The following is a 21,906-nucleotide window of genomic DNA, read 5'->3' as shown; positions in this document are numbered from 1 at the left end:
TTGTGTGTACACGGTAGCCCCTTGATAAGGGGAGGGTTGGGGTGGGGTAAAAAGTTTACGACTCCTGCAAGGATTGCTATATCAATTCAATCGCACTTTAAACCTGCATCTGCGGCTGTGGGAAATTCGTTCGGCACAAATGTAACTCCAAACTGTTCTCTAGAACACGGCACAATATGCGCCACTCGTTTAGGAGGGTTTTTCCGATTTCCAGTCTTTGAGTCAAACTCTATTATACCCGTGGCTCCCTCGGCTTTAAAGTTGGGATCGGCTAAGGTTTTTTGCATTCCTTCGCGGCTGGGTTCTGGCTGCAGTTCTAGGGCTTTAATCAGCGTCCGGGCGGCATCGTAGGTTAAAGCCGATCGAGTATTGACCGGACCTCCCCACAATTTTTCAGCATTGTGCGGAAATTTTTTGTCAAAACTTATTAACGGATGCCAAAACACAGATACGCCCAGTTTTTCAACAGACTTTAGCTCTTTTGCGACTTCTAACGTTCTCGGCTCGTACAGAGTCCAGGGCCCGACAATCCAATTGCGATCGCCATTAGCTTTAATCATTTCGATCGCATTTTCCAGGGAATTAGTGACTTGACCGTCGGGAATGACAAGTAAGGCTGTTTTTCCTGCTTTCTCAACTTCTTTGATTGCTGCTTCGGCCTTAAAATTATTTTTAGATAAGTCGTAATAATTACTGATTCTAAAAGTCGCGCCTCCTTTTGCTTCAAATTGCTTTTTGAACTCTTCCCATAAAGAAGCGCTGAACGGACTGTTGGGATTGTAAAATACTGCGGCTTTTTTCTCACCGACCCCTAGCAGTTGATTTACTAAAGCTTCAGCTTCTATGCTAGTTGTCGGAGCCGTCCGAAAGAAAAATTTTCGAGGTTTTCGCGTCAGTTCTTCTGTGGTGCTTCCCGGAGAAATGGCGACGAGTTGATTTCGATTGTAAATATCTACTGTTTCCACAGTCATGTCGCTGGTGTAGTGTCCGATAACTGCTAGAATATCGGGCTGAGCGACCAGATAATTAGCCCTTTGAACGGCGTAGGATTTGATATTGCCATCATCAGCAATGATGACTTTGAGACCTTTTCCTTTAATAGCTTTTGGTTCGAGAAAGCCTTGACCGGGAAAATCTTTATTGTTCTCATTTGCAGCCAGAAGACCTAAATTAACTTCGGTTTGAGCTTGAGCAATGCCACGAAGCAGTTCTTCTGCTAAATTTGCGTTGAGGATGCTGCCGTCCTGATTGCGACGGATAGGGACAACAATTGCGATCGTGTAATATTCTGCATTTATTGCCTTCAGCAGAGCATTGTTGATGTAAATTAAAGTTTCTGGATCTCTGCGGTCTTCCCGCCAGGATTGTTTGAGCAATTTTAAAGCTTCGGGATAATTTGAGTCGGCAAACTCATTAATTCCCCTTTGTTTTGACCACAAGGCGGAGGTTTGCACGAGGAGTTTTTCGCCGGAACTTACACCATCTGCGGAGGGTGTAGCCAGCGTTGGTTGCGGGGAAATTCTGGGGATTAGCGGGGAAATTCTGGGGATTAAAAGTACGATCGCCCCAAAAGCCGCAATTCCCGCAAAGCTGAACAGCAGCCAGCGCCAGCTTGATCGCAACTTCCGCGAAGTTTTGGGTAACTCGCGCCCTGGGACGATCGACAAATCCAAGTCTTGCAAAACTTCCTCCACAGATTGGTAGCGGTCTTGAAAGTGGAAACGCACCATCTGGGTTAAAATATTTTTGAGGTTGTCGCTAACTTGTACCGCAGGGCGATCGGGCATCGAGTAATCCCAAATAATTTCACAAGTTTCGGGGTCTTGTGGCAGATTGGTGGGACGCCGCCCCGTGAGGGCTTGAATCGCGATGATTCCTACGGCATAAATATCATTGTAGGGTTGCGGGGTAGACCGCGGGTTGTATTGTTCGGCAGGCATATAACCGCTGGTGCCGATCGCCTGCGAGGTGAAGATTTCACCAGTAGAGTTAGAGGTAAAAGTGCTGATTTCTTTGACAGCCCCAAAATCAATTAAAACAATTTTTTTATCTGTTTCGCGCCGAATTAAATTAGAAGGTGTAATATCGCGGTGAATAATCTTTTCTGGGTGGACAGATTTTAATATTTCCAGAACTTCCCGTAACAAAGCAACAGTTTTTTTCTCATTCCACCCATCGCCCGCAGTGAGTTCTTGACTAAGCGGATGTCCTTCAATATATTCTTGAACTAAGTAAAAATAATCGTTTTCTTCAAAGCTATCGAATAATTCGGGAATGCGCGAGTTGTTGCCGAGACGGCGCAAAGCGCTAGCCTCCCTTTCAAATCGCTTCCTTGCCCTCTCCAAGACGCGCGGATCGTTCGATGGGGGAAAAGGAATTTCCTTAACAACGCACAGAGGATTATTAGGTTTGTTTATTTGTACAGCCGTGTAGGTTCTAGCAAACCCTCCCTCTCCCAACAAAGCGAGAATTTCGTACCTTTCATCCAGGATATGCCCTAACTTGACACACATAAATCTTCCAACACCTCTTGACAGGCTGCGGCTTTTAATGTTGATTATAGGAGCTTAAACCAAAAATTAGTCCCTTTTATTGTAAAATCCATTGTAGTGTAGTTGGCGCTTCCACGTCGAAAAACTCTCATCAAGGAAACAACTCCCACCACCATGTCCCCATGCTTCGATAATTGGTGTCGTCGCGAGAGACGATGTTTTTACCGACAAATCCCAAAAAACGGGATTCACCCTCATCATAGATGACTCAGGTAAGGGCGAAAAAGTGGATCTTTAACTGCAAGAGTTTGCCGACAATATATGGCGTGGAATCACCCAAACTGATAACTGGGTAGTCTTAGTAACTACACATTTATATGATGGAGTAAAAAGTCTGCCATTAGATGTAAGCTGTTAAGCATTTACACTACGATCAGAGTCTTACTTTTTAAAGTTAAGACTGTTAATACCATCGCAGTTGGTAGCAGTGCTATAAAAAATTATTCCGGTAATTTTAAGCGGCGTCTGAAAGAACACTTGATTCCTGATAATGGTTTTAAGCTCGAACGTTTTGGCTTTATTTGATATCAATTCCGACTGCGCCGGAATGATGATATCAAATCCGCGCTTCAGCGTCGGGCGAAAAGTCGAATCAAGCTGCCCACAAATAATTCGCGTAATATTCATTCTTTTGACTTACCGTCAATAGTCAACAGTCAACAGTCAACAGTCAACAGTCAACAATATGATTCCTCTACAAAGCCAATAAAAGAGCCGTGTAAATTCCAGCACCAAGGGCAAATGCCCAAAACCGACTTTCTCGTTCTTCTGGCAATTCTTCTTTGAGGACATTGAGAACAATTCCTCCCGCTAAAAAAGCAAATAAAACTGCGATCGCAGTTTTTCCAATTTCAGTAGCGCTACCCAACACCCACCCCACAATAATAGCTGCTGCTAGTATCCAGCGTCCGATGCGCTCATAAATATGCTTGTGGTGTTGCCGCAAACCAGAGTCGTTCACTGCAAAGTGCAGTGCCATTGCACAAGAAAACAACAGCAGATTGGTAATGCCCGGTTCTTCCCGATGCAGCAGCAGATAGCCAATCAGAGCGTTGTAGATTGAAAAAGAGCCAATGTGCAACCAAAAAACACCAAGACTGGTCACATCCTCTTCGCCACGGTGACGAGATAAATTTGCCATTCGCTCCAGGCCGTAAAATACAGTCAATCCTAACAAAGCTATTAAATAAACGTGGTGTTCTAGATAAGAAATAACTCCTGCTTCTACTTGCTCTAATACCGCTTGGTGCAGATTTAGTTCCGGTAAAATATGCACAAAAACATAAGCTACCGAAACCCCACTTGCTGCTGAAAGCCAACCACTGCGAGGAATAGGATCAAACCGCAACTTGCCGCAAAATAAATGTGTCAGCGCTAAACCAATGGCAATCAGCGCGGTTAAAGCTAAAGTATTAGGAGCAGGTCGTAAAGCTGCTGTTATTACCATAATTATGGTCAAGCAAATTAATCCTCGCCTAAAGCTTTAATGACTTGGTAATACTTCTCTTGGACATCTTTCTGGTCTTGCTCCTGAGAGATTTGTTCGCGGCTACTATTTAAAATCATCTCCGCGTGACGGCGTAAAGCTTCTCGTTGTTTGGAATTGCGGGTGTAAGTGGCGATGCAAGCTATAGCTTCCAATAAGCGAATTGTTACCGCCACATCTGATTTACTGTACTGGCGAATTTGGTTAAAGGCAGTATTGACTAAGCCTTCAAACGTCACTCCTTCAACAATGACGCGCAAATTATCTTCATCGTCGTAGCGATAGGGGGAGGGAAAATCCCTTTGAGCGAGGCGGGATAATCCGGCGCTGAGTCGATCGATACACCGAATCGCAGTAAACGGATCGTTGATACCAGGAGAAATCGCACGCAAGGCAATTTCAACTAATTGATCGATTGGAAATTCTACATCTTGATATTCAGTCCGTTCTTTGCCCAGAATAAAAGCATCGTTAATCTGTTGTTTCAGGCTTTGATTCACCTGTTTTTCCGGGAAAACCATCGCTACATCGCTGCCCTTGACGATAAACTTTCCCGGTCGAGTTGTAAGACGTACAAGCAGATTGTACTGACGGGCAATTTTCATTAATTCGTTGTCATCGATTGCTTGCAAATAACCCTCGCCAGTGGCTTTGATTGGACTTGCTTCCGAGTCAAAATTTGCAGGAATTTCTCCCACTTGTCGCGAGTTGTTCGCTTTACCTTGTCCGATTTTATCGGGAAACAGACGATCTAGAGCTTTGTCTAAATCGCCACTAACCTGAGTAATTACATGGGAGGCTTGAATAATGGTTGATGCGTGATGGATAAAGTAAATCAGTACGCCGATACTGGCAATTGCCAATCCGGTACCAACTGTAACCGAGAGTTGGGGTACAAAGAGGCTGTATCCTTCTCCTTCTGCATGAATGGTTCGCAGTACGAGTAAACAGTAAATAAACGTGCCAATGAAAGTGCCAAGCACGATTTGATTGCCCGTATCCTGCATAAAATTACGCAGCAATCGGGGACCAAAATTTGAACTCGCCAACTGAAGCGCCACAATAGTAATGGAAAAAGCTGTAGCAACAACGCTGATCATTGAACCGGCAACCGATGAAAGAACCGATCGCGCACCATCGGTTCCACCCGTGTAAATCCACCTCCAGTTTGGTATATTACCCGTGCGGTCAAGTGTCAGCATGGCGATCGCTAAAATCATCGACCCCAGCGCCATCAACGTTGGGATAAACCAGTAGCTAGAGTGCAGCGAGTCCCAAATTTTGCTTAACTTGACATTTTTCATGAGTTGGGGTCGGGTTAAGATTATCCGTTGCCGTTGCCATCTTGTTGCGCTCGCTGTTCAATTAGCTGTCGCAGAGAACCGCTGATGCTGCGCGGTTTGGGAACTTCGCCATTACCAGCGGGCCATCCTTCGCGCTGACGTTTGCGATCGCCATCCGTCTCTTCGGTTTGGTCGTGAAACAAAATTTGCTGCGTAGGAAAGGGCAAGTCGATGCCATTGGCAGTCAGCTTTTCCTTAATCGCAAAAAGTACCTTGTCCCGCGATCGCAGATCGTCCATTCTTCGCGGCGGAGCAATCCACCATCGAGCGCGGATATTGACGCTACTTCCTGCAAGTTCCATCAGCAACACGTCAGGAGCAGGGTCTTTCAAAACCTCTTCCACACTGTGCAGGGCTTCCATCATTAACTGCTTGGCTCGCTGAATATCATCGCCGTAGCCGATACCAACGTCGTATTCCATCCGGCGTTTATCAAAGGCGGTATTCACAGTAACAGAATTAATGAACAATTCCGCATTGGGAATTACAATCCGGCGACCATCATAGGTTCGGATTGTTGTAGCGCGAGTTTCAATACTTTCTACGGTTCCCTCAAAGTTTTTAAACACAATCTGGTCATCGATTTGGAACGGTTCCGTCAAAAGAATTAAGATACCAGCTAGGAAGTTTTGTAAGATATCGCGAAAGGCAAAACCAATCGCTACCCCGCTAATTCCCAGCAGTTGCACCAAATCGCCTGCTCTAAATGTGGGAATTACAATCGACAAGGCAATAAACAGACCAATCAGAACAGTAATACCCTGCGCTAACCTTCCCAACACCAGTCCCAAATTCCGGGATTGGCGGTGGTTGCGGGTAAGCCGCCTGACCGCTCTCTTAATTGACCTGCCAACAAAGAAAAAGATTCCAAAAACAATTAACGCTAGTATCATATTAGGCAGCAGGACAATGAAGCCATTGATCATGCTCTCAATCTTGTCCCAGACTGCGGATATTTCTGCTGTCATACAACTTCCTCTTGCATCAGTCATTATTGATAGTATTAAAATTAGCCACGTCAAACTCTATCTTAAGGCTGTAGATTACTTTAACGTGAGGCTAATTTAGGACTTACACAGCCACAGTAAATATTGGGGATGGTTCGTTACGCAGAAAGCTAACGCACCAACAATTTTTTTCAAGTGGATATCGAAGCCATATCTTGACCGTTGAGTTTTTGTGCGATCGCTACGCCTCTAATCGCTGATTCATTGGACAAAAGTGGAAAACGCATACATATACCCATCGTTGCGGTGGATTGATTTACAGTATTTATGACGCACTGGGCTAACCTTGCCGAGTGGCGTTCTCATTTCAAAAACTCCGCTTTCTCTAACCGTCAGCCTGCCGACGTGAGTGCCTGCAAACTTCCCAAAGGGAAGAATTGCACTTACCATGTCACCTGTCCCAAACCCAAAAAACGTTTTGCACCGTGTTCTGTGCTTGACAGGAAATCCGTATTTATTGGTTGTACACATTTGACGGCTGCCCCATCCTTTAGCTGCAATTAACAACGGTTGCTTCGTGAAAACTTGCAGCACTTCTACGTTTCCTACACAAGCTGCATCCAGCCAATGAGTTTTAGGTAGTCCTAAACGAGTGCGGTTGTACTTTGTTCTACCTCCTGTTGAAACTTCTATTGGCAATCCTGTTTGTTTAAGTTGTTGGAACAATGCCCAGCGGGTTGAATTCACAGCAGTTGCATCTTTCAAGGGTTGTGAGGCCTGTTTCAAAATACGGGACAGGATGTCAGGATTTTTGGACAAGAAATCCCGAATATCTTGATTGCCTTTGCCTTGGTTGCAGCCACGGCAGGCTAGGGTAAGATTGGAAACGCGATCGCTCCCCCCTTTTGATCTTGGGTGCATATGTTCTACCTCAAAAGGTAAGTTTTCAACACCGCAATAGGCACATTTTCTCCCCCACTTCTCAAGCAAGTATTCTCTGACTTCATAGCCCGCAAGTTCACCTTGCTGATACTCCTTGCCGGATATTTCAGGGTTCTGCATTGCAAGGAAGTCAAACTTAACTAACTCTTGGGATATGCCTGTAATTGGGACATATCGACGGATGCGGTTGACCCAAGTCACGATGTTTTTTAACCTGGATTCTAAGCTTGGTGGCAACCATCCAGGCGCTCTTGTGCGGTTCAGAAAACGTGGTTTGCGGTAACGATTCTTTCGGTTGCGACGATTGCGACGAAGGGCGCGACGTGACTCTAAGTCATTTTTTATTTGTTGTCCGCGATGGGTCAACTCAGCACCCCAGATAACTTTATCGCCCTGTACTAAAGCCAACCCAGTAGTTGTAGAACCTGGGTCAATTTTTAATTGAGTGGGTTGGGTTTTTGGGCTATCAACCGCATATTTCAGAATAATTGTGAACGGGTAACGGAGATAAACAGCAGCTTGGGCTAGTTTTAACAATCGTCTTGCTTGTCCTGGTTCTACTGGCTCAAGTGGTTGTTTGTTGGTGTCTAAAACGAATACAAAGTTAGACATTTTGTCCTCTGATTACTCAGGTTATGTTTTCCTCGCCAATGTTTTGATGGCTTGTTGTGTTAGAGACACTGACTTAACCAAATACATCTGTTTAATCTCTAACGACAGAGCTACAAGCTGGAAAGCAGCCGTAGGTGTCATCACCCTCAAAACGTAGTATTCAAGATACTTAGGCTGGCTATTTGTCCAGTGTATGAACTAGCTGTCTAGTCTTGTCCACTGTTTGGTGAATAGCATCCAGCACCCTCTGTTCTGCTTCGGAAAGCTCTCCGCTACTTTCGGCAATGCGACGGCATTGAGCTAATAGCGGTACTGCAAAGTCGGGGGTAAGTTGCTCTAACAATGCACCCAATGGTTTGGGGGACTTGATGTTAGCAGCAATCCTTTTGAGAGAATCAGCATTTAATTGCAAGACCTTCAATTCTGGCAGAATATCTTCCCAGTTTTTGTTGGGATAACTTGCCAAAATCATGTGAACCATAATTTGATCCATCCCTGCTTGCTGGGCGATCGCAACATCGAGATATTTCTCGCTTTGTTGCTGGATCGCTTGCAGCGTTTCGGTTCCAGGTTCTTCAGTCTCTTCCCTCAGTTTGGCTTCGTAAAACTGGCGCGCTGCATATCCCAGCGCGTACAGCATCGTAGCATTCGTACTCGCACCAATCATCGCGCCAGCCAGCGGTACGTTACGTAAAAAGCCCAAACCAGCTCTCATTGCGTTGCTACCGCCTAGCGCTAACCCAAAAATTGCCAAAACCTCGCCTTTGCGGGCTGGCTGTTGCAAATCCATCCCATAGGCGGCTGCAATTTCATAAACCATTTCGGTTTGAATCGCAGTAGTCGCGGCTAAATCGATCGCCAGCAGTGCAGCCGCGACACCGGGTAAAATGCTGCTAGCAAATCCGACACCACCGGCGTGGATCGCTTTTTCCACCATAATGCGATGGGCAATTTCGCTGGGATCTTCCTTGGGATACTTTTGTTGGAGTTCCTTGACTTGAGCTTCGGCTTTGGCTAAGTCGATGCGATCGCTGACCCCAACTAACCAATCAAGTCTGAGTACCCCTGCCACTTGTTTAACAAAGGGAAGATTGCCAACATAAGTTACCGCATCTCCGGTTCCTTGCGTCGCTTGTCCAATCCATCGATAAGTTTGTTTAGCAGCAGCTTCCCCCAAATCAAGTGCTGTGTCAACAACCGCTTTGCCTGTATTCAGTGCAGATTCTGTTGTCTCGGCAATGAAATTTAACAAACCAGGTTTTTGCTGTGAATTAGTTTCTTTTTTTGGGTTTGATTGGTCATCCATCACTGTTTTTTCAATTAACTACAATACGCCAGGTTTTCAGCTTGGACGTAACCTTTCAGAGGCACTGTAATCGGCACCCAACCATCCGTTCCTATACTTTCAATCGTCACTCTTCGTCCACTCGCGACGACTCCAACCCTTTCCCCATCAGTGGAAGGTGCTTGATGTACGTTAATTCCTCTGGCTGCTGCAACTTGGCGGCAGTTAGTAGGAGGCGGGACAGTTGCCGCTTCACACGCTCCGAGAAAACCACCATATACGTAGCCTTGTATCGGGGCTGTAATTGGTACCCAGCCATTCTCACCAAGATTCTGAATCGTCACATTTCGTGCGGAACCGATGATGCCAACCGCTTCGCTGTTAGCCGTCGGTTGTCGCCGAACATTAAGGCCATTCCTCGCAATAACCTGGCGACAGCTATCCGGTACTTGCGCTAGTAAAGATTCACCTTGAATCTGTGTTTGATTTGTATTAGTCGCGAACGAGGGAGCAACTAAAACCGTTGCCGTTAACAAGATCGAACTTGTTAACGTTGTATATTTTTGCCAGATACTCTGCTCTTGCATCGCTTTATCTCCTTTTAAATCTCTATGCCAAAACCTTAGAAAAGGTTTTTAGCTCGTTCATCTGTCTTCCCCCTTGGAGACCCCCACGCTCACCTGTACTCAGGGAGCGTGGTGGGAGTCCAAGGGGGGGCAAGGTTTATGCTGCATACGAATAACCATCCTTTCTGTGAATAATTGAACAATATTTGTGGCTAACCCCTGACACCAATTCTGATGCAGCAATATTAAATGAACCACTCGTTCTAACGGCAACACGCCCAACATATTTACCAACTTTCTTGCCAGAAGTAACGATTGCTTTGACAATATCTCCCGTTTGAAAACCTTTAACAAACTTAAGCCGGGGAACATAGCGACATGGAAATCCAAACTTATCGGTACGACACATTTGGCGCGTCCCATGCCCAGTAGCTTTAATTAACAACGGCTTGTTTGTTAGAATTTTCAGCGATTCAACGTTCCCAACACAAGCTGCATCTAACCAGTGAGTTTTAGCTAGACTTAATCGAGTGCGATTGAACTTTGTTAAGCCACCACTGCCAGTAGAAACAGGCAAACCAATCATGCTAAGCCGATTTAATAATGCCCAACGAGTTGAATTGACTGCTGTCGCGTCTCTTAAAGAACGCTTTGCTTGAGACAAAACCCGTTTTAAAACCTCTGGCTTTTTAGACAGGAATTGCTCAATATTTTGAGTTCCTTTCTTAATATTGCACTTTTCACAAGCAAGGCAAAGATTAGAAATGCGATTAGAACCACCCTTAGCTTTAGGATGAATATGTTCGACTTGTAATGGTGTATTTGTAACACCACAGTAAGCACACTTTCTCTCCCACTTGTTGAGCAAATATTCCCGAACCTCGTAGCCACACAAAACGCCTTGTTGGTACTCAATTCCCGAAATTTCTGGGTTTTCTAATTGTTGTAAATCAAACCGCACAAGTTCTTGAACAATGGAAACAATGGGGGCAACTTTCATCAATTTAGTCACCCATGTTAGAGTTGTTTCAACGCGATGTTGTAAACTTGGGGCTAGCCAACCTTTAAGGCGAGTTCTATTTAGGAATCTAGCTGGACGATAACGAGTATGGCGATTTCTCCGGACTCTACGTAATGAACGACGAGATTCAAGGCTGGCTTTAATAGCTTGACCTCGGTGAGTCAGTTCTGCGCCAAAGATTACTTTTTCTCCTTGCAGTAATGCGAACCCAGTGGTTTGAGAGCCAGGGTCTATTTTGAGAGTGATTGGTTTTTGGGTTGTTATTACCTCTACCTTGAGAATTAGTGTGAATGGATACCTTTTAAAAACAGCACCTTTGCCATTAGTTAGCAATTTACGGGCCATTCCTAGGTGGATTGGATTGAGCGGTCGTTTTTGGGTATCTAGTACAAAAACAAAGTTAGACATTTTAAGTCCTCCCTTTCGGGGTAATGTTAGCTTCGTCAATGTTTAAGGTCGGTAACTATCTTAAAAGCACTGGCTTAACCCTTACACCTGTTTAACTTTTAAGTTCTAGAGCAGAGAACTAGCTACGCATTCTCTGGTAGGTCTTTAACACTTGCCTTAAACGTAGTGATTTAACACCTAGACTGGTCAACTTGGCATTTTCTGTGCCCCCACTATATCGGTACTCCGATTAGTGGTGGGTGGTTGACCGCTAATCAAGCATAAACGCGAGGTTTGCGAGCGCCAACAGCAGCACCCATCATTGCCGCTGCCAAACTCAGCAAAGAGCCAAGTAAAAATGACCAAGTAGCTTTAGCTGTATTACCAGCTATATCGCGAACTTGATTTGGGTCTACATTCGGCGCTTGATTGGGTATATTAACGCCGCCCTGTTGTTGTACTTGATTTGCAATTTCTCCAGCATTAGCAGCCGCAGCGCCAACAGCACCCGATATCCCGCTTCCTAATAACCAAGCACTAAGTGCTAATGTAGCTCCCCAAAGAATTGCTGCATTCAAAAGAGCTGTTTTCTTAGTCATTGGGCCGCAGCTTTGAGCCATCACCCAACCTCCCAAAAATAGGGAAATCAGCAAACTAATAATCGACCAAATTACGACCCCAATACCAACGGAGCCTGCATCCGCCCCTGTTGCACCTGCGGTTAATCCGATCGCCATTCCCAAAGCGCTTAAAAGTAGTTGAGTGCCCAGAGCGATCGCAATTCCTGCCAAAATTGGCCCCCACCTCACTTGGTCGTGGTAATCCACCAGCGGATTGACGATTGTAGGATCAGTGAGTTGACTGCCCGATCGATCTGGATAAGTCATAAAAGATTAACCCCTGCGTTACGTGGTCATTTTTTTTCTTGAAGGTAATTTAATTTTACTTAATCATCATTACCAGAATATCTACCAATGGGCATAATATTTTTAAGTTAAAAAATTTAAATATCAAAAGTAGTAATTTCGCTCATAAAATCGAAATCTCCTTTTAAAAAAAACCAGCAGCTCGTTTAGAGATGCCCTTAATTTTGTAGGATATCCCCTAGTTAAGGTGATAATAAAACCTAATAAATCCTTGTGATAGTTGGTTGCAGAAACGTTGTAGGTTGGCTCCACCCAACCTACGAATGATTAGATAAATTTATTACATTCAGTAGAGGAATACTAAATTCATCTACCTAAAGATAGAGAAATAGAAAAAAATATCGCTATCTTGATAATTTTCAATTTGCTGAATCATTCATAAGAAGGAAGTATTAGAACTGATATCTATCTAAAGTAGGTACACAAGTTGATGTAGATAGTACAGGAAACAACAATGTTACTTTACAAAATTGAGGATTTTAATCCCAACTATCGCCAAGCAGCTTTTGATGACGACGATATCAAAGGGCTGGATGTCTATGGCGGAAGTACCCATGATAAAATTGGCACGATCGATACTGTGCTGGTAGATGAGACAGGACGTTTCCGCTATTTTGTGGTAGAGACTGGTTCTTGGATTTTTGGCAAAAAAGTTTTACTTCCCATCGCTCTTTGTCGGATTGATTTTAATGGGGGGCGCGTTTACGCTACAGGTTTGCAGAGTAAAGACCAAGTGGAAAAACTACCCAGGTATGAGCATGGGACGGCAGTTGATTACGATTATGAAGAACAAGTGCGGGGTATTTATCGTACTTCAACAGTAGAAGCGTCTGTACCAGTAGAAGCATCATTACCTTTAGAAGGGCCTGTTCCAGTTTCGAGAACGTATTCTGTCTCGCCTCCAGCTCGTAAAGCTCCCTATGACCGGGATACCTACACTTACGAGCGAGAACCCGAATTGTATCAGATGAACGAACAGGATCATCAAAAACTCAAACTGTACGAAGAACGATTAGTTGCAGATAAAACCCGTCGCAAAACAGGCGAGGTAATAATTGGCAAACAAGTTGAAACCAAAACGGTACAACTGGAAGTTCCTGTAGAAAAAGAGCGAGTTGTGATTGATCACACAACTCCAGAATATGCAGGGAGTCGAGTAACTCCAGATACCGCCTTCAAGCAAGAAGAAATGGCACACTTTGAAATCTACGAAGAAAGTGTCGATATCAAAAAGCAAGCCTTCGTGCGCGAGGAAGTGCAAGTCAGAAAAGAAGTTGAGCAAGATACGGTTGAGGCAACAGACACAGTACGTCGCGAAGAGTTAGAAGTAAAAAAAACAGAATCGGATTCGGAGCGAAAAAAAAGTAATCCGCTTTAACTCAGCCAAAGAGTATCGTTAAAAATGCAAAAATCAGGAGGAAATTTATCATGTCTACTCGCAGGCATTTACCGTCAATCAGCGTAGCCTTTTTAGCTTTAGCAGTTAGTGTCAGTGGCACTGGCTTTGTGCTAAGTTCCCAGCAAGTTGCTGCTCAACAAGCTAAATCAAAATTTCCTGATGTACCGCCGAATTACTGGGCGCGTCCGTTTATTAATTCCTTAGCTGAAAAAGACATTGTTACCGGATATCTAGACGGAACTTTTAGACCCAAACAGGCTGTGGATCGGGATGAATTTTCGGCGATGATCCGCCAAGCTTTTAATCGAGCAAGCGTTAGAAAGATACCCAGTGGAAGTTACTTTAAGGATGTGCCTGAAAACTACTGGGCAGAAACTCCGATTCAAGAAGCTTATGAAGCGGGATTTATGAATGATTTTCCCGGAAATGAGTTTCGTCCGAAGCAGCCCTTGACTAAGGCACAAGCATTAGTTGTGTTAATGAGGGGTTTAAATATGGATTACAATCGCCCTGTTGTCAAACCCGATCGAGCTGCTACAACTCCAGCAAGCCCAACCCCAGTAAATAAACGTCGAATTGCTAGGAACCGTTTGGCATTTCCCCTCGCAGCGACTGTTTTGATGCAGCCGTTATTACCTGTAGTGGCAAGACAGCAGCCTGCGGCTGCGCCCGCAGCTAAATCGGCTAAGACTGTTCCACCAACAACGACAAAAGCTGCAACTGCGCCTGCTAAAAATTCAGCATTAGATTTTCTCAAGTCGTATTATAAAGATGCCGAGAAACTTCCTAAATATGCGGTTGAGCCAGTGGCAGCAGCGACAAAGGCAAAGATAGTGGTCAACTATCCAGATCCCAGAGCTCTTAATCCGAACGAGTTGCTCAGTCGGGGTAGTGCTACTGCCCTAATTCATCAAGCTTTGGTCAATCAAGGTCAGATACAACCGCTTCCAGACAAGAATACTGCTAAGTACATTCCTACGAGCCCACGTCGCTAGTTCTTCCCTCAAAATTAACTTTTTTACCCCTGAATTCCATTGGCTCGAAACCAGCGATAGCCGTAGGCTTCTAAGGGAATAGAGGGCGAGTCGGCATCGATAGATTGATAGATCCGATCGCCAAATAAATCGCACAGATTGCTGTATTCGTTAGATTTGAGCGTAACGGTACAAGGCTTGTCCGCTAGATTGTGGACAGCCATCACCGTCCTGCCTTGCCAGTCGCAGCAGTGGGCTAAAACCGAGGGAGAGTCGGTTTCCAGAATTTGCCACTTGCCCCTACCCAACTCAGGACATTGCTTGCAGATGCGGATTGCACGTTCCATCCAGTTAATTAATGAGCCAGGATCGCGCTGCGCTGCGACGACATTGACTTGTTTGTAACCGTATTCTCCGTTGGCGATCGCAGGTCTGGCAAGGGCATCAGTTGCAGCCGTCGAGAAGCCACCATTCGCTGCATCTGACCATTGCATCACCGTGCGGACGCTGTCTCGACCTTCCAGCGAAAGGTCATCCCCCATGCCAATTTCTTCGCCATAGCGCAGCATGGGTGTACCAGGCAGAGTGAAAAGCAAGCTGTAGACCAGTTCAATCCGGCGGCGGTCACCTCCCATCATCGGTGGTAAGCGGCGACGAATCCCGCGCCCGAAAATTTGCATAGTTTTCTCAGGGGCAAACGCTGCAAAAATTTCCTCTCGTTCCGATGAAGTAATGCGGTCTAGCGTCAGTTCATCATGGTGGCGCACAAAATTAAGCCACTGACAAATATCAGGAATATCCGGTAAGGTTTTTAGTCCATCGCGCAATGCTGTGGATTCTTGACGCGCCAGTGCCAAAAACAGATGCTGGTTCAGCAAAAAGTTGAACAGGATGTGCATTCTGTCGCCCTTATCAAAGTAGATAGAAATTTGCTCGCGATCGACATTTGCTTCTGCCAGCAAGACTGCATCACCCCGACGTGATGACACAAACTCTCTCATTTCTTCCAAGAAACCTCGCAGGCTTTCGGGGTCTGCACCTTCGATGCCAATTCCTTTAATTAAAAAGGGAACAGCATCAATGCGAAATCCAGACACGCCCAGTTCTAGCCAGAAACCCATAATTTTGCAGATTTCTTCTCGTACCGCCGGATTGGCAATATTCAAATCTGGCTGTTCTTTATAGAAGTGATGCAAATAGTAAGCGTTTGCTTGTTCGTCGTACTCCCAAATACTGTCCTCAGCATCGGGAAACACCAGCAACTCTGGATCAGTTTTGGGTGGATTTTCTGACCACACGTAGTAATTGCGATACTTGGAGTTTTTATCGCTTTTGGATGCCACAAACCAAGGATGCTGATGGGACGTATGATTTACTACTAGATCGATCAGCACGCGAATCCCTCGTTCCTTTGCTTGGTGCATGAACTCGACAAAATCTCCCAGGGTTCCCAGTCGCGGATCAATGTTGTAGTAATCCATCACGTCGTAGCCATTGTCCCGGTTAGGGGAAGGATAAAACGGCAGCAACCACAAACAAGTAATTCCTAGCGCCGATAAATAGTCTAGGCGGTTGATAAGTCCTTGAAAGTCGCCGACACCATCGCCGTCCGAGTCCATGAAGGTTTCAACATCAAGGGAGTAGACAATTGCGTTTTTATACCAGAGGTCTTTCATATCAGTAAATTTCTTAATAGAAAAAGGGTGTAACATGGCTGTGTTCAGAAACCTGGTCACAGGGCCATTTAGGAAGCTGAATTCCACGGCTATAGCTCATCCTTCGGAAGATGAGCCTAAGTTATGTTTGTCCAGATTCAAAATCTATCCATCTCAAGCTCGATGAAATATCTCTCACTATAATAAATCAATTACGAAAAAAAAACGGTTGCTCAGGCTGATTAGCATTAGCTGGAGCGATCGCTATTTCAGATTAGATGTTCATCCAAATAGCCAACTTGTTGAGCTTGTAGCTCCACTGTCTTCGCTTTCTTTCGCCAAGACAGTGCAAAACCACCAACCTTAGTTACATCGGTCAGCGCTTGTAAGTCCTTACAGCATAGGATTTGTGTTTGCCTTTAGCGATCGCCAATGCTGCCAACTACTCTTCTACCCAATTGAGTAAGCCAAGAGAAGTAACAGCTCCAAAAAAGTGAGCGCCAATCAGATTGACGTTTGCCATCGTCACAAAAATATCTAGGGAACGAATCACATTTTCTGGCGCATAAGCTGCCATCGCTTGGGGCTGACTAAGAGTTTTCGCTAGCACTACAGCAACTGTTTCTTCAGAAGCGACAAACGCGATTAATACCCCCACCAAACTAGAAACTAATCCAATCCGTAAGGTGTGAGTAATATGTTCTTTGCTGGGATATACCTGGGAATTTTCGGCGTGCAAAAGTCTGCCTAAAAGCCGATAGCGAAAATCCCAAAATATTCTAAAGCACAGCAATAAAATACCAACTATCGCTAAAAATACCCCGAAACCAATACCTGCATTATTGGTTTGTTCGCTCATGTTGCGACCCAACATAGCAAATACTAAAACAATGCCGGAAACAGCACCCAAGAATAACTGTATCCAGAAGCTAAATCGACTGAACAAGCGAAAAGTTGCGACGAATTCGCTTTGGGTCAGCGGTTGCGGCAAGGATTCTGGTTGATTCATTATATACACCTTATTGCTGAATTGATCGTCAAAACAAACGAGGCAAGAAAGAGGTTATGCTTGTCTTCCTGGCGATCGCGATCGCCTTGTGGTTAGCTATTAGACTTCTCCATAAAACTCGGTTAAGGGCAGGCATGATGCCTACCTACCCCGCAGTAGTTATGAGAGAGGTCTATTGGTTAGTCAGGAATGGCTGAGGGATATACTCCTGTAGCAACTAAGACAGGTTTGTTGGTATACTCGGCTTCTAGCTTCTGCTTCAAGGTCAAATCCCATTGCAGATCGTAGTCCCGCTCAAGGTCAGCGAGGACAAACGAACGCAACTCGCCGGTTACGGCAACCTTCTCACCTTCTCGCACGCTTGGTTGTGGAACTGTGTGTATCACTAACAAGTCTTGTCCGCCAATTAATTTGTCTTCATCCAAAGTGAACGAGTTTGGACTTCTGAGGCTTTCGACTTCACCGCTGACCGCCAGTGTCTTGCCGTAGTATTTTTGGGGATTTGAGGTGAGTTCCCCCGGTGTGGGGGCTAGCGCCATCGATTGTGCAACGATCGCAGGTTTACTTTCGTACTCGGCGTACAAGTTTTGCTCTAAGCCTAATTTGTACTCGCGCTCAATATCTGCAAGGACAAAATTGCGAACTGTTCCCGTTACTTGAACTTCTTGACCTGATTCAGCCGGCAGCACAAAAGGCTTGCCGGTGGCATTGACAACCAAAATCGGTTCGCTGCCAAAAAACTCCTGATCGCTAACTGTAAAGGTCGATGGCCCCAATTTTTTGACTGGTTCGCTTCTGATGGTCACAGTTTTGCCAAGCAGTTGTGCTGTGTTATCAACCACATTCTCGGTTGTCGTGGCAACCGAACCGGGTGTTCCAGGTACAGGTACAGGTGCCGTTGCTTGCCGCTGTGGGGTAGTACAACCCGGAAGCAGCATAGCTGCTAGTGCGAGTGCGATCGCTCCTCCCTTAGCATTCGAGAGCTTTTGAGTGTAATTGTTCAAACGATTATTAACCATTGAAAAACCTCCAAGATTTTTTCTGTTTATTTTGTTGATGAAGCTACAGAATTCGTGTTCAAAACCGGGTCTTTTTATAACCTAATTCAAAAACACTTGACCGTCAGGTTGAATTCTTAGAACTCCTTGATTGCCATCAAAGTTACTCGTTTCATCTATTGAAACTGCTAGCATCCCTTTTTCAGAACTAGACATGGGTATAACTTTCAGCAGCCCTCCATCTACGCGCACCATTGTGACAGTCACAGGCGTTGGTAGATTTTGCAGAACAATTTCAGCTCCGCGCCCTAGCATTCGGGATTCAGTATGCCCGATCGCCTGATAGGAAATCGGCGTATTTGTGCTGTTTGTTAATTTCACGCTCACCTCACCTGCCATTGGTGTGACAGTGGCAAGGGGAGTCTGTCTTGTTTCTGGCAAAGGTGGTTGGGTAACATTGGTTCGCCTCGCGGGAGGAACCATATTTTGACCCAACTCTTGCTGATTCAATCTTTGACTTGCAGCATTAGGCGGACATCCTTGAGAAACCCGAACATTACTGTTAAAAGGTTCTTCATAGTAAATCTTAGGACAGGGGTTGAGTGTAGGATCGGGAGCTGCTGATGCCACAAGAGGAACCGTTGGCAGCGCGATTAATAAACTTCCAGAGATGATTTGTAATATCCCTGGCGTTTTTTTCCAGCGATTTAGTTCATACATAGATATCTCCTGATGGAATCTTTCAAATTTAGTCAGGGTTTGCCAGATTTTTGGCGGCAAATAGTCGCGAGTCGCTGCTCAATTTTGAAACAGTACCAAAGTTTCTTCGCTGGTGCGATCGCCTCTACTCGAACTGAGATTCACCTCGTATCGGGTTCCTGGTAAAGAAATGGTCGGCTTAAAAGCAAAGCTGAATTTACCTTGTTCATCCGCCCGAATTGTGCGTTCGAGGATATTTCGTTCAACTCCAAACAAACCTGCCACCGAAGAGGTAGCCTGAACGTTGACATTAACTGTCGCATTTGGGGCGCTGCGTCCTTCCACTTCAACCGTCCCGCTGACGCGAGCATTTTCTTCGGGAGTGATAATTTCTAGCGGGATTTCGGCAGTGTTGGAACTGCCATCATCGCTAGCAATTAGCTCTCGATCTAAACGGGAACGAATAACTTGATTTCCCGACTGCAAACTAGCCGTAACCGCTGCACCCGCAGGGGGGAAATAATCTTGCCTGCGGATCGTATATTCCCCTGTGTAAACGCCGTTGGATTCTTCCCGCATGGGGATGTTATAAGCAACTCCTTCAATGGAGAAATTAGCTGTAGCGTTAGGAGTGCCGAGCAATTTGAAATTGAGCGTGGTTCCCGGATCTAACTGCTGTACTGGTTGAGCACTGAAGCGGTTAATAGACAAAGATTGAAAGCCGCGATCGCTATAACCAGCAACTAGAGGTTCTTGCAAGCGGGTGCTACTGATGCGATCGCCTTGTTGCAAATTTGCCCGCACAACTGTATTTTCGGAAATTCGATCGCCCTCGCGAATCATGTAGCTTGCCTCGTAAACTCCCGGTTGAACCTCCCGCATCGGCAGATTTTGCACTGCATTTGGGATAGTCAACGTAGCTCTAGAATACGGGGCCCCTCGCAGCACGAAAAAGAGTTCTGTTCCCGGATCTAATCGCTGTACTGGATACGCGGTAAAACTGTCGATATCAGAGCCGACTACTCTTCGTTGAGCTACTTGGATCGAGGGTTTGGGACTAGCTTGGGCAATTTCCGGTAAATAAAGGGTTGAACCCAACATAACCAGTCCAATTGCCGTTGAAAATGATTTTATTTTCATAAAATCCTCCTAAATCGCAACAACCAACCTCTTGCAGTAACGTGAAAATTTAAATTAATTATTAAAAATTGACTTTGGCTAAAGGTCGATTGTCTGTGTTCTACATTCTCTCAAAACTTGTTTATCTCTCTACATTTAATCTCAACTCTCCAAAGCTTGCCATCTGTCGGAGGCAATAAGAAAATATCTATCTGATGAAAGATGATTGAAGAAAAAATGATGAATTTGCTTTGAGTTAAGTGCGATCGCTCGGACTATTGCCCATAGATGCTTGATTCCCCACTGTCGCACTGGGGCGCATCCATTCTTGCAACGTCCATAAGCTAGTTAGGGCAGCTATTGCAGCTCCCAAACTATCCATAATCAAATCAACAATCGTATCATTCAGACTCTCAATCACTTCGGTTGAGAGAACAATACCAGCCGTCCACTCGGCAACTTCCCACAAAGCACCAATCGCAATCCCAAAACTGGTTATTGTTAGCAAGTACAGCAGTTTATGGTTGTGAAAAATAGTCAGCATTGAACTGTATGCTAAAAAACTCAATGCTAAAGTCACGGCAAAAGTCGTGAAAGCATGAACAATTTCATCATAAGGTCCCGGTTGATAAAACAGCCCCAAAACCCAGCCTCCGGCGTTGAGTAAAGCAGCAAGCACAAACAGGAAATCAAACAGCGTTGGCAAACGGTCTTCCCTCACCACAAACGCCAGGGATGCTACCAAGAATAAGGCTAACCCCAAGGCATTTTGCCATTTTCCCTGACTCAGAGCAGCTATTACTGCTATTGTTAATAACGCCTGTCCTACCCAAGCTGCAACTCGATAGCCACGCCAGTTTGTAGTCATAATCACTCTCCTTCTATCTTAAGATCGCACATCCCCGATTTCTTAGAGAAAGAGAAATCGGGGTTTTCCTTGACCTTTTTGTGGTTTATTTTAACTCAATTTCTAGAGATCATCTTGAGCAACTTGGGCATGGTTTAAGGCAGCCACTAAGGTAACTCCGCCTAAAATATTACCAATTAGAGTAGGTATCATGAATTTGCCAAAATATTCTGGCCACGAAACAGCTTTAATTGCCACTGCATAGAAAAAATCCAGCGATCCGGCAATAATATGAGGAAATTCACCTACCCCAACCAGGGAAGTGATGATAACAATTACCCACAGTTGGGAAGACTCAGCGGCGGGGAGAAGCCAGACCATTAAAGCAATTAACCAACCAGCAAAGATTGCCCGCAATAAAGTTATCCAAAATCCTCCATCGATAACTCTTAAACATATTTCGCTAAACGCTGTTTGAATTTCAGGCGGGAAGACTCCAGGCTGTGCAACTATTGAGGCAAATATGAATGCACCTAACAAATTGCTTGCTAACACAATTGCCCATAATCGCAGCACTCGCATAAAAAGTTTGGGTCTGCGAGCGCTTAACAAAGGCAGAATAACAGTCAGAGTATTTTCAGTGAACAACTGCTGACGCCCCATCACCACGATGACAAAGCCGATACTGTACCCAAAGCTGACAATGATGGAACTCCAAGATTGCTGCGGTAAATTTGCTTGGAGTAAACCTTGAGCCACCAGGGAAAATCCCATAGATAGTCCTGCGGCTAATCCAGACCAAGCTAGGGCTGAAACTGGACGGCACAACTCACTTTCACCCTCAATCCTAATCGTTTCGTAAATGATTAAGGCAGTGGGACGGATGCGCTCAATGATCTCTTCACGATCGCGATCGCTTAGTTCCAATTTTTGTTGACCCAGCAATTCTATTGCTTGGCTGGCTCGATCGCTATTTTGTGTCATCTCGCTCTTGTTAAATTATATGAACTCCGTAGTCTCAGGATACAAACTAAACAATAGCGACGCGCCTAACCTGAGAATGAGCTTTGGGTTTTTCTAAAAAGTCTCTGTAGAGAAAAAATAGCCGTGCAGCATCTATCTTAAGTTGGGTGATTTTA

19 protein-coding genes and 1 pseudogene are annotated in these 21,906 nt (G+C 45.0%); 3 read left to right on the top strand and 17 right to left on the bottom strand.

Going from position 1 to position 21,906, the window contains the following annotated elements:
- Positions 1-86: 86 nt before the first annotated feature.
- Positions 87-2,513 (bottom strand): bifunctional serine/threonine-protein kinase/ABC transporter substrate-binding protein, encoded by a 2,427-nt coding sequence (locus QUA36_RS05460; protein ID WP_333456015.1) that lies wholly within the window; start codon positions 2,511-2,513, stop codon positions 87-89.
- Between the two features lie 129 nt (positions 2,514-2,642).
- Here QUA36_RS05460 and QUA36_RS05455 point away from each other — a divergent pair.
- Positions 2,643-2,901: pseudogene (locus QUA36_RS05455) on the top strand (IS701 family transposase); the annotation flags it as partial.
- A 32-nt stretch (positions 2,902-2,933) separates the two neighbouring features.
- Here QUA36_RS05455 and QUA36_RS05450 read toward each other — a convergent pair.
- The 9 genes from QUA36_RS05450 to QUA36_RS05410 form a co-directional block, all read right to left on the bottom strand.
- Positions 2,934-3,179 (bottom strand): hypothetical protein, encoded by a 246-nt coding sequence (locus QUA36_RS05450; protein ID WP_333456013.1) that lies wholly within the window; start codon positions 3,177-3,179, stop codon positions 2,934-2,936.
- A 67-nt stretch (positions 3,180-3,246) separates the two neighbouring features.
- Positions 3,247-3,999 (bottom strand): hypothetical protein, encoded by a 753-nt coding sequence (locus QUA36_RS05445; RefSeq protein ID WP_333456011.1) that lies wholly within the window; start codon positions 3,997-3,999, stop codon positions 3,247-3,249.
- A 17-nt stretch (positions 4,000-4,016) separates the two neighbouring features.
- Positions 4,017-5,342 (bottom strand): DUF2254 domain-containing protein, encoded by a 1,326-nt coding sequence (locus tag QUA36_RS05440; protein ID WP_333311792.1) that lies wholly within the window; start codon positions 5,340-5,342, stop codon positions 4,017-4,019.
- A gap of 20 nt (positions 5,343-5,362) precedes the next feature.
- On the bottom strand, positions 5,363-6,349 hold the full coding sequence (locus QUA36_RS05435) for a mechanosensitive ion channel family protein (protein ID WP_333456009.1): 987 nt from the start codon (positions 6,347-6,349) through the stop codon (positions 5,363-5,365).
- Positions 6,350-6,589: 240 nt separating this feature from the next.
- A complete protein-coding gene (gene iscB, locus QUA36_RS05430) occupies positions 6,590-7,882 on the bottom strand; it encodes an RNA-guided endonuclease IscB (protein WP_333456007.1) in 1,293 nt (430 codons plus the stop codon).
- A 178-nt stretch (positions 7,883-8,060) separates the two neighbouring features.
- Complete coding sequence (locus QUA36_RS05425) at positions 8,061-9,188, bottom strand: hypothetical protein (protein ID WP_333456005.1); 1,128 nt, start codon at positions 9,186-9,188, stop codon at positions 8,061-8,063.
- Positions 9,189-9,202: 14 nt separating this feature from the next.
- A complete protein-coding gene (locus QUA36_RS05420) occupies positions 9,203-9,754 on the bottom strand; it encodes an SH3 domain-containing protein (protein WP_333160314.1) in 552 nt (183 codons plus the stop codon).
- A 136-nt stretch (positions 9,755-9,890) separates the two neighbouring features.
- Complete coding sequence (gene iscB, locus QUA36_RS05415; protein ID WP_333456003.1) at positions 9,891-11,162, bottom strand: RNA-guided endonuclease IscB; 1,272 nt, start codon at positions 11,160-11,162, stop codon at positions 9,891-9,893.
- Positions 11,163-11,416: 254 nt separating this feature from the next.
- The gene (locus QUA36_RS05410) at positions 11,417-12,028 is read right to left on the bottom strand and encodes a hypothetical protein (RefSeq protein ID WP_333456001.1); all 612 of its coding nucleotides are present in this window, start codon (positions 12,026-12,028) and stop codon (positions 11,417-11,419) included.
- Positions 12,029-12,521: 493 nt separating this feature from the next.
- On the opposite strand from QUA36_RS05410, the gene QUA36_RS05405 reads away from it, so the two are divergent.
- Together QUA36_RS05405 and QUA36_RS05400 are read left to right on the top strand one after the other, a co-directional pair.
- Positions 12,522-13,445 (top strand): DUF2382 domain-containing protein, encoded by a 924-nt coding sequence (locus QUA36_RS05405; protein ID WP_333455999.1) that lies wholly within the window; start codon positions 12,522-12,524, stop codon positions 13,443-13,445.
- Positions 13,446-13,495: 50 nt separating this feature from the next.
- Complete coding sequence (locus QUA36_RS05400; protein WP_333455997.1) at positions 13,496-14,461, top strand: S-layer homology domain-containing protein; 966 nt, start codon at positions 13,496-13,498, stop codon at positions 14,459-14,461.
- Positions 14,462-14,484: 23 nt separating this feature from the next.
- On the opposite strand, the gene QUA36_RS05395 is transcribed toward QUA36_RS05400, so the two are convergent.
- From QUA36_RS05395 to QUA36_RS05365, 7 genes are all read right to left on the bottom strand, one after another.
- Positions 14,485-16,116 (bottom strand): alpha-amylase family protein, encoded by a 1,632-nt coding sequence (locus QUA36_RS05395; RefSeq protein ID WP_333160324.1) that lies wholly within the window; start codon positions 16,114-16,116, stop codon positions 14,485-14,487.
- 421 nt (positions 16,117-16,537) lie between these two features.
- Positions 16,538-17,104: a DUF3611 family protein gene (locus QUA36_RS05390; RefSeq protein ID WP_333455995.1), complete on the bottom strand. Its 567-nt coding sequence runs from the start codon at positions 17,102-17,104 to the stop codon at positions 16,538-16,540.
- A 179-nt stretch (positions 17,105-17,283) separates the two neighbouring features.
- Positions 17,284-18,123 (bottom strand): hypothetical protein, encoded by an 840-nt coding sequence (locus tag QUA36_RS05385; protein ID WP_333455993.1) that lies wholly within the window; start codon positions 18,121-18,123, stop codon positions 17,284-17,286.
- An 81-nt stretch (positions 18,124-18,204) separates the two neighbouring features.
- Positions 18,205-18,822, bottom strand: coding sequence for a hypothetical protein (locus QUA36_RS05380; RefSeq protein WP_333364658.1), 618 nt, complete (start codon positions 18,820-18,822; stop codon positions 18,205-18,207).
- A 78-nt stretch (positions 18,823-18,900) separates the two neighbouring features.
- A complete protein-coding gene (locus tag QUA36_RS05375) occupies positions 18,901-19,941 on the bottom strand; it encodes a hypothetical protein (protein WP_333455991.1) in 1,041 nt (346 codons plus the stop codon).
- A 235-nt stretch (positions 19,942-20,176) separates the two neighbouring features.
- Entirely contained in the window at positions 20,177-20,788 is a 612-nt protein-coding gene (locus QUA36_RS05370; protein WP_333455989.1) for a hypothetical protein, read from the bottom strand.
- A gap of 102 nt (positions 20,789-20,890) precedes the next feature.
- Entirely contained in the window at positions 20,891-21,751 is an 861-nt protein-coding gene (locus QUA36_RS05365; RefSeq protein WP_333455987.1) for a formate/nitrite transporter family protein, read from the bottom strand.
- Positions 21,752-21,906: the final 155 nt, after the last annotated feature.

Source organism: Microcoleus sp. Pol10D4 (assembly GCF_036701555.1).
Lineage (GTDB): Bacteria > Cyanobacteriota > Cyanobacteriia > Cyanobacteriales > Microcoleaceae > Microcoleus.
Note: the sequence above shows the minus strand (reverse complement) of the source record. Positions and strands in the feature narration are given on the sequence as shown.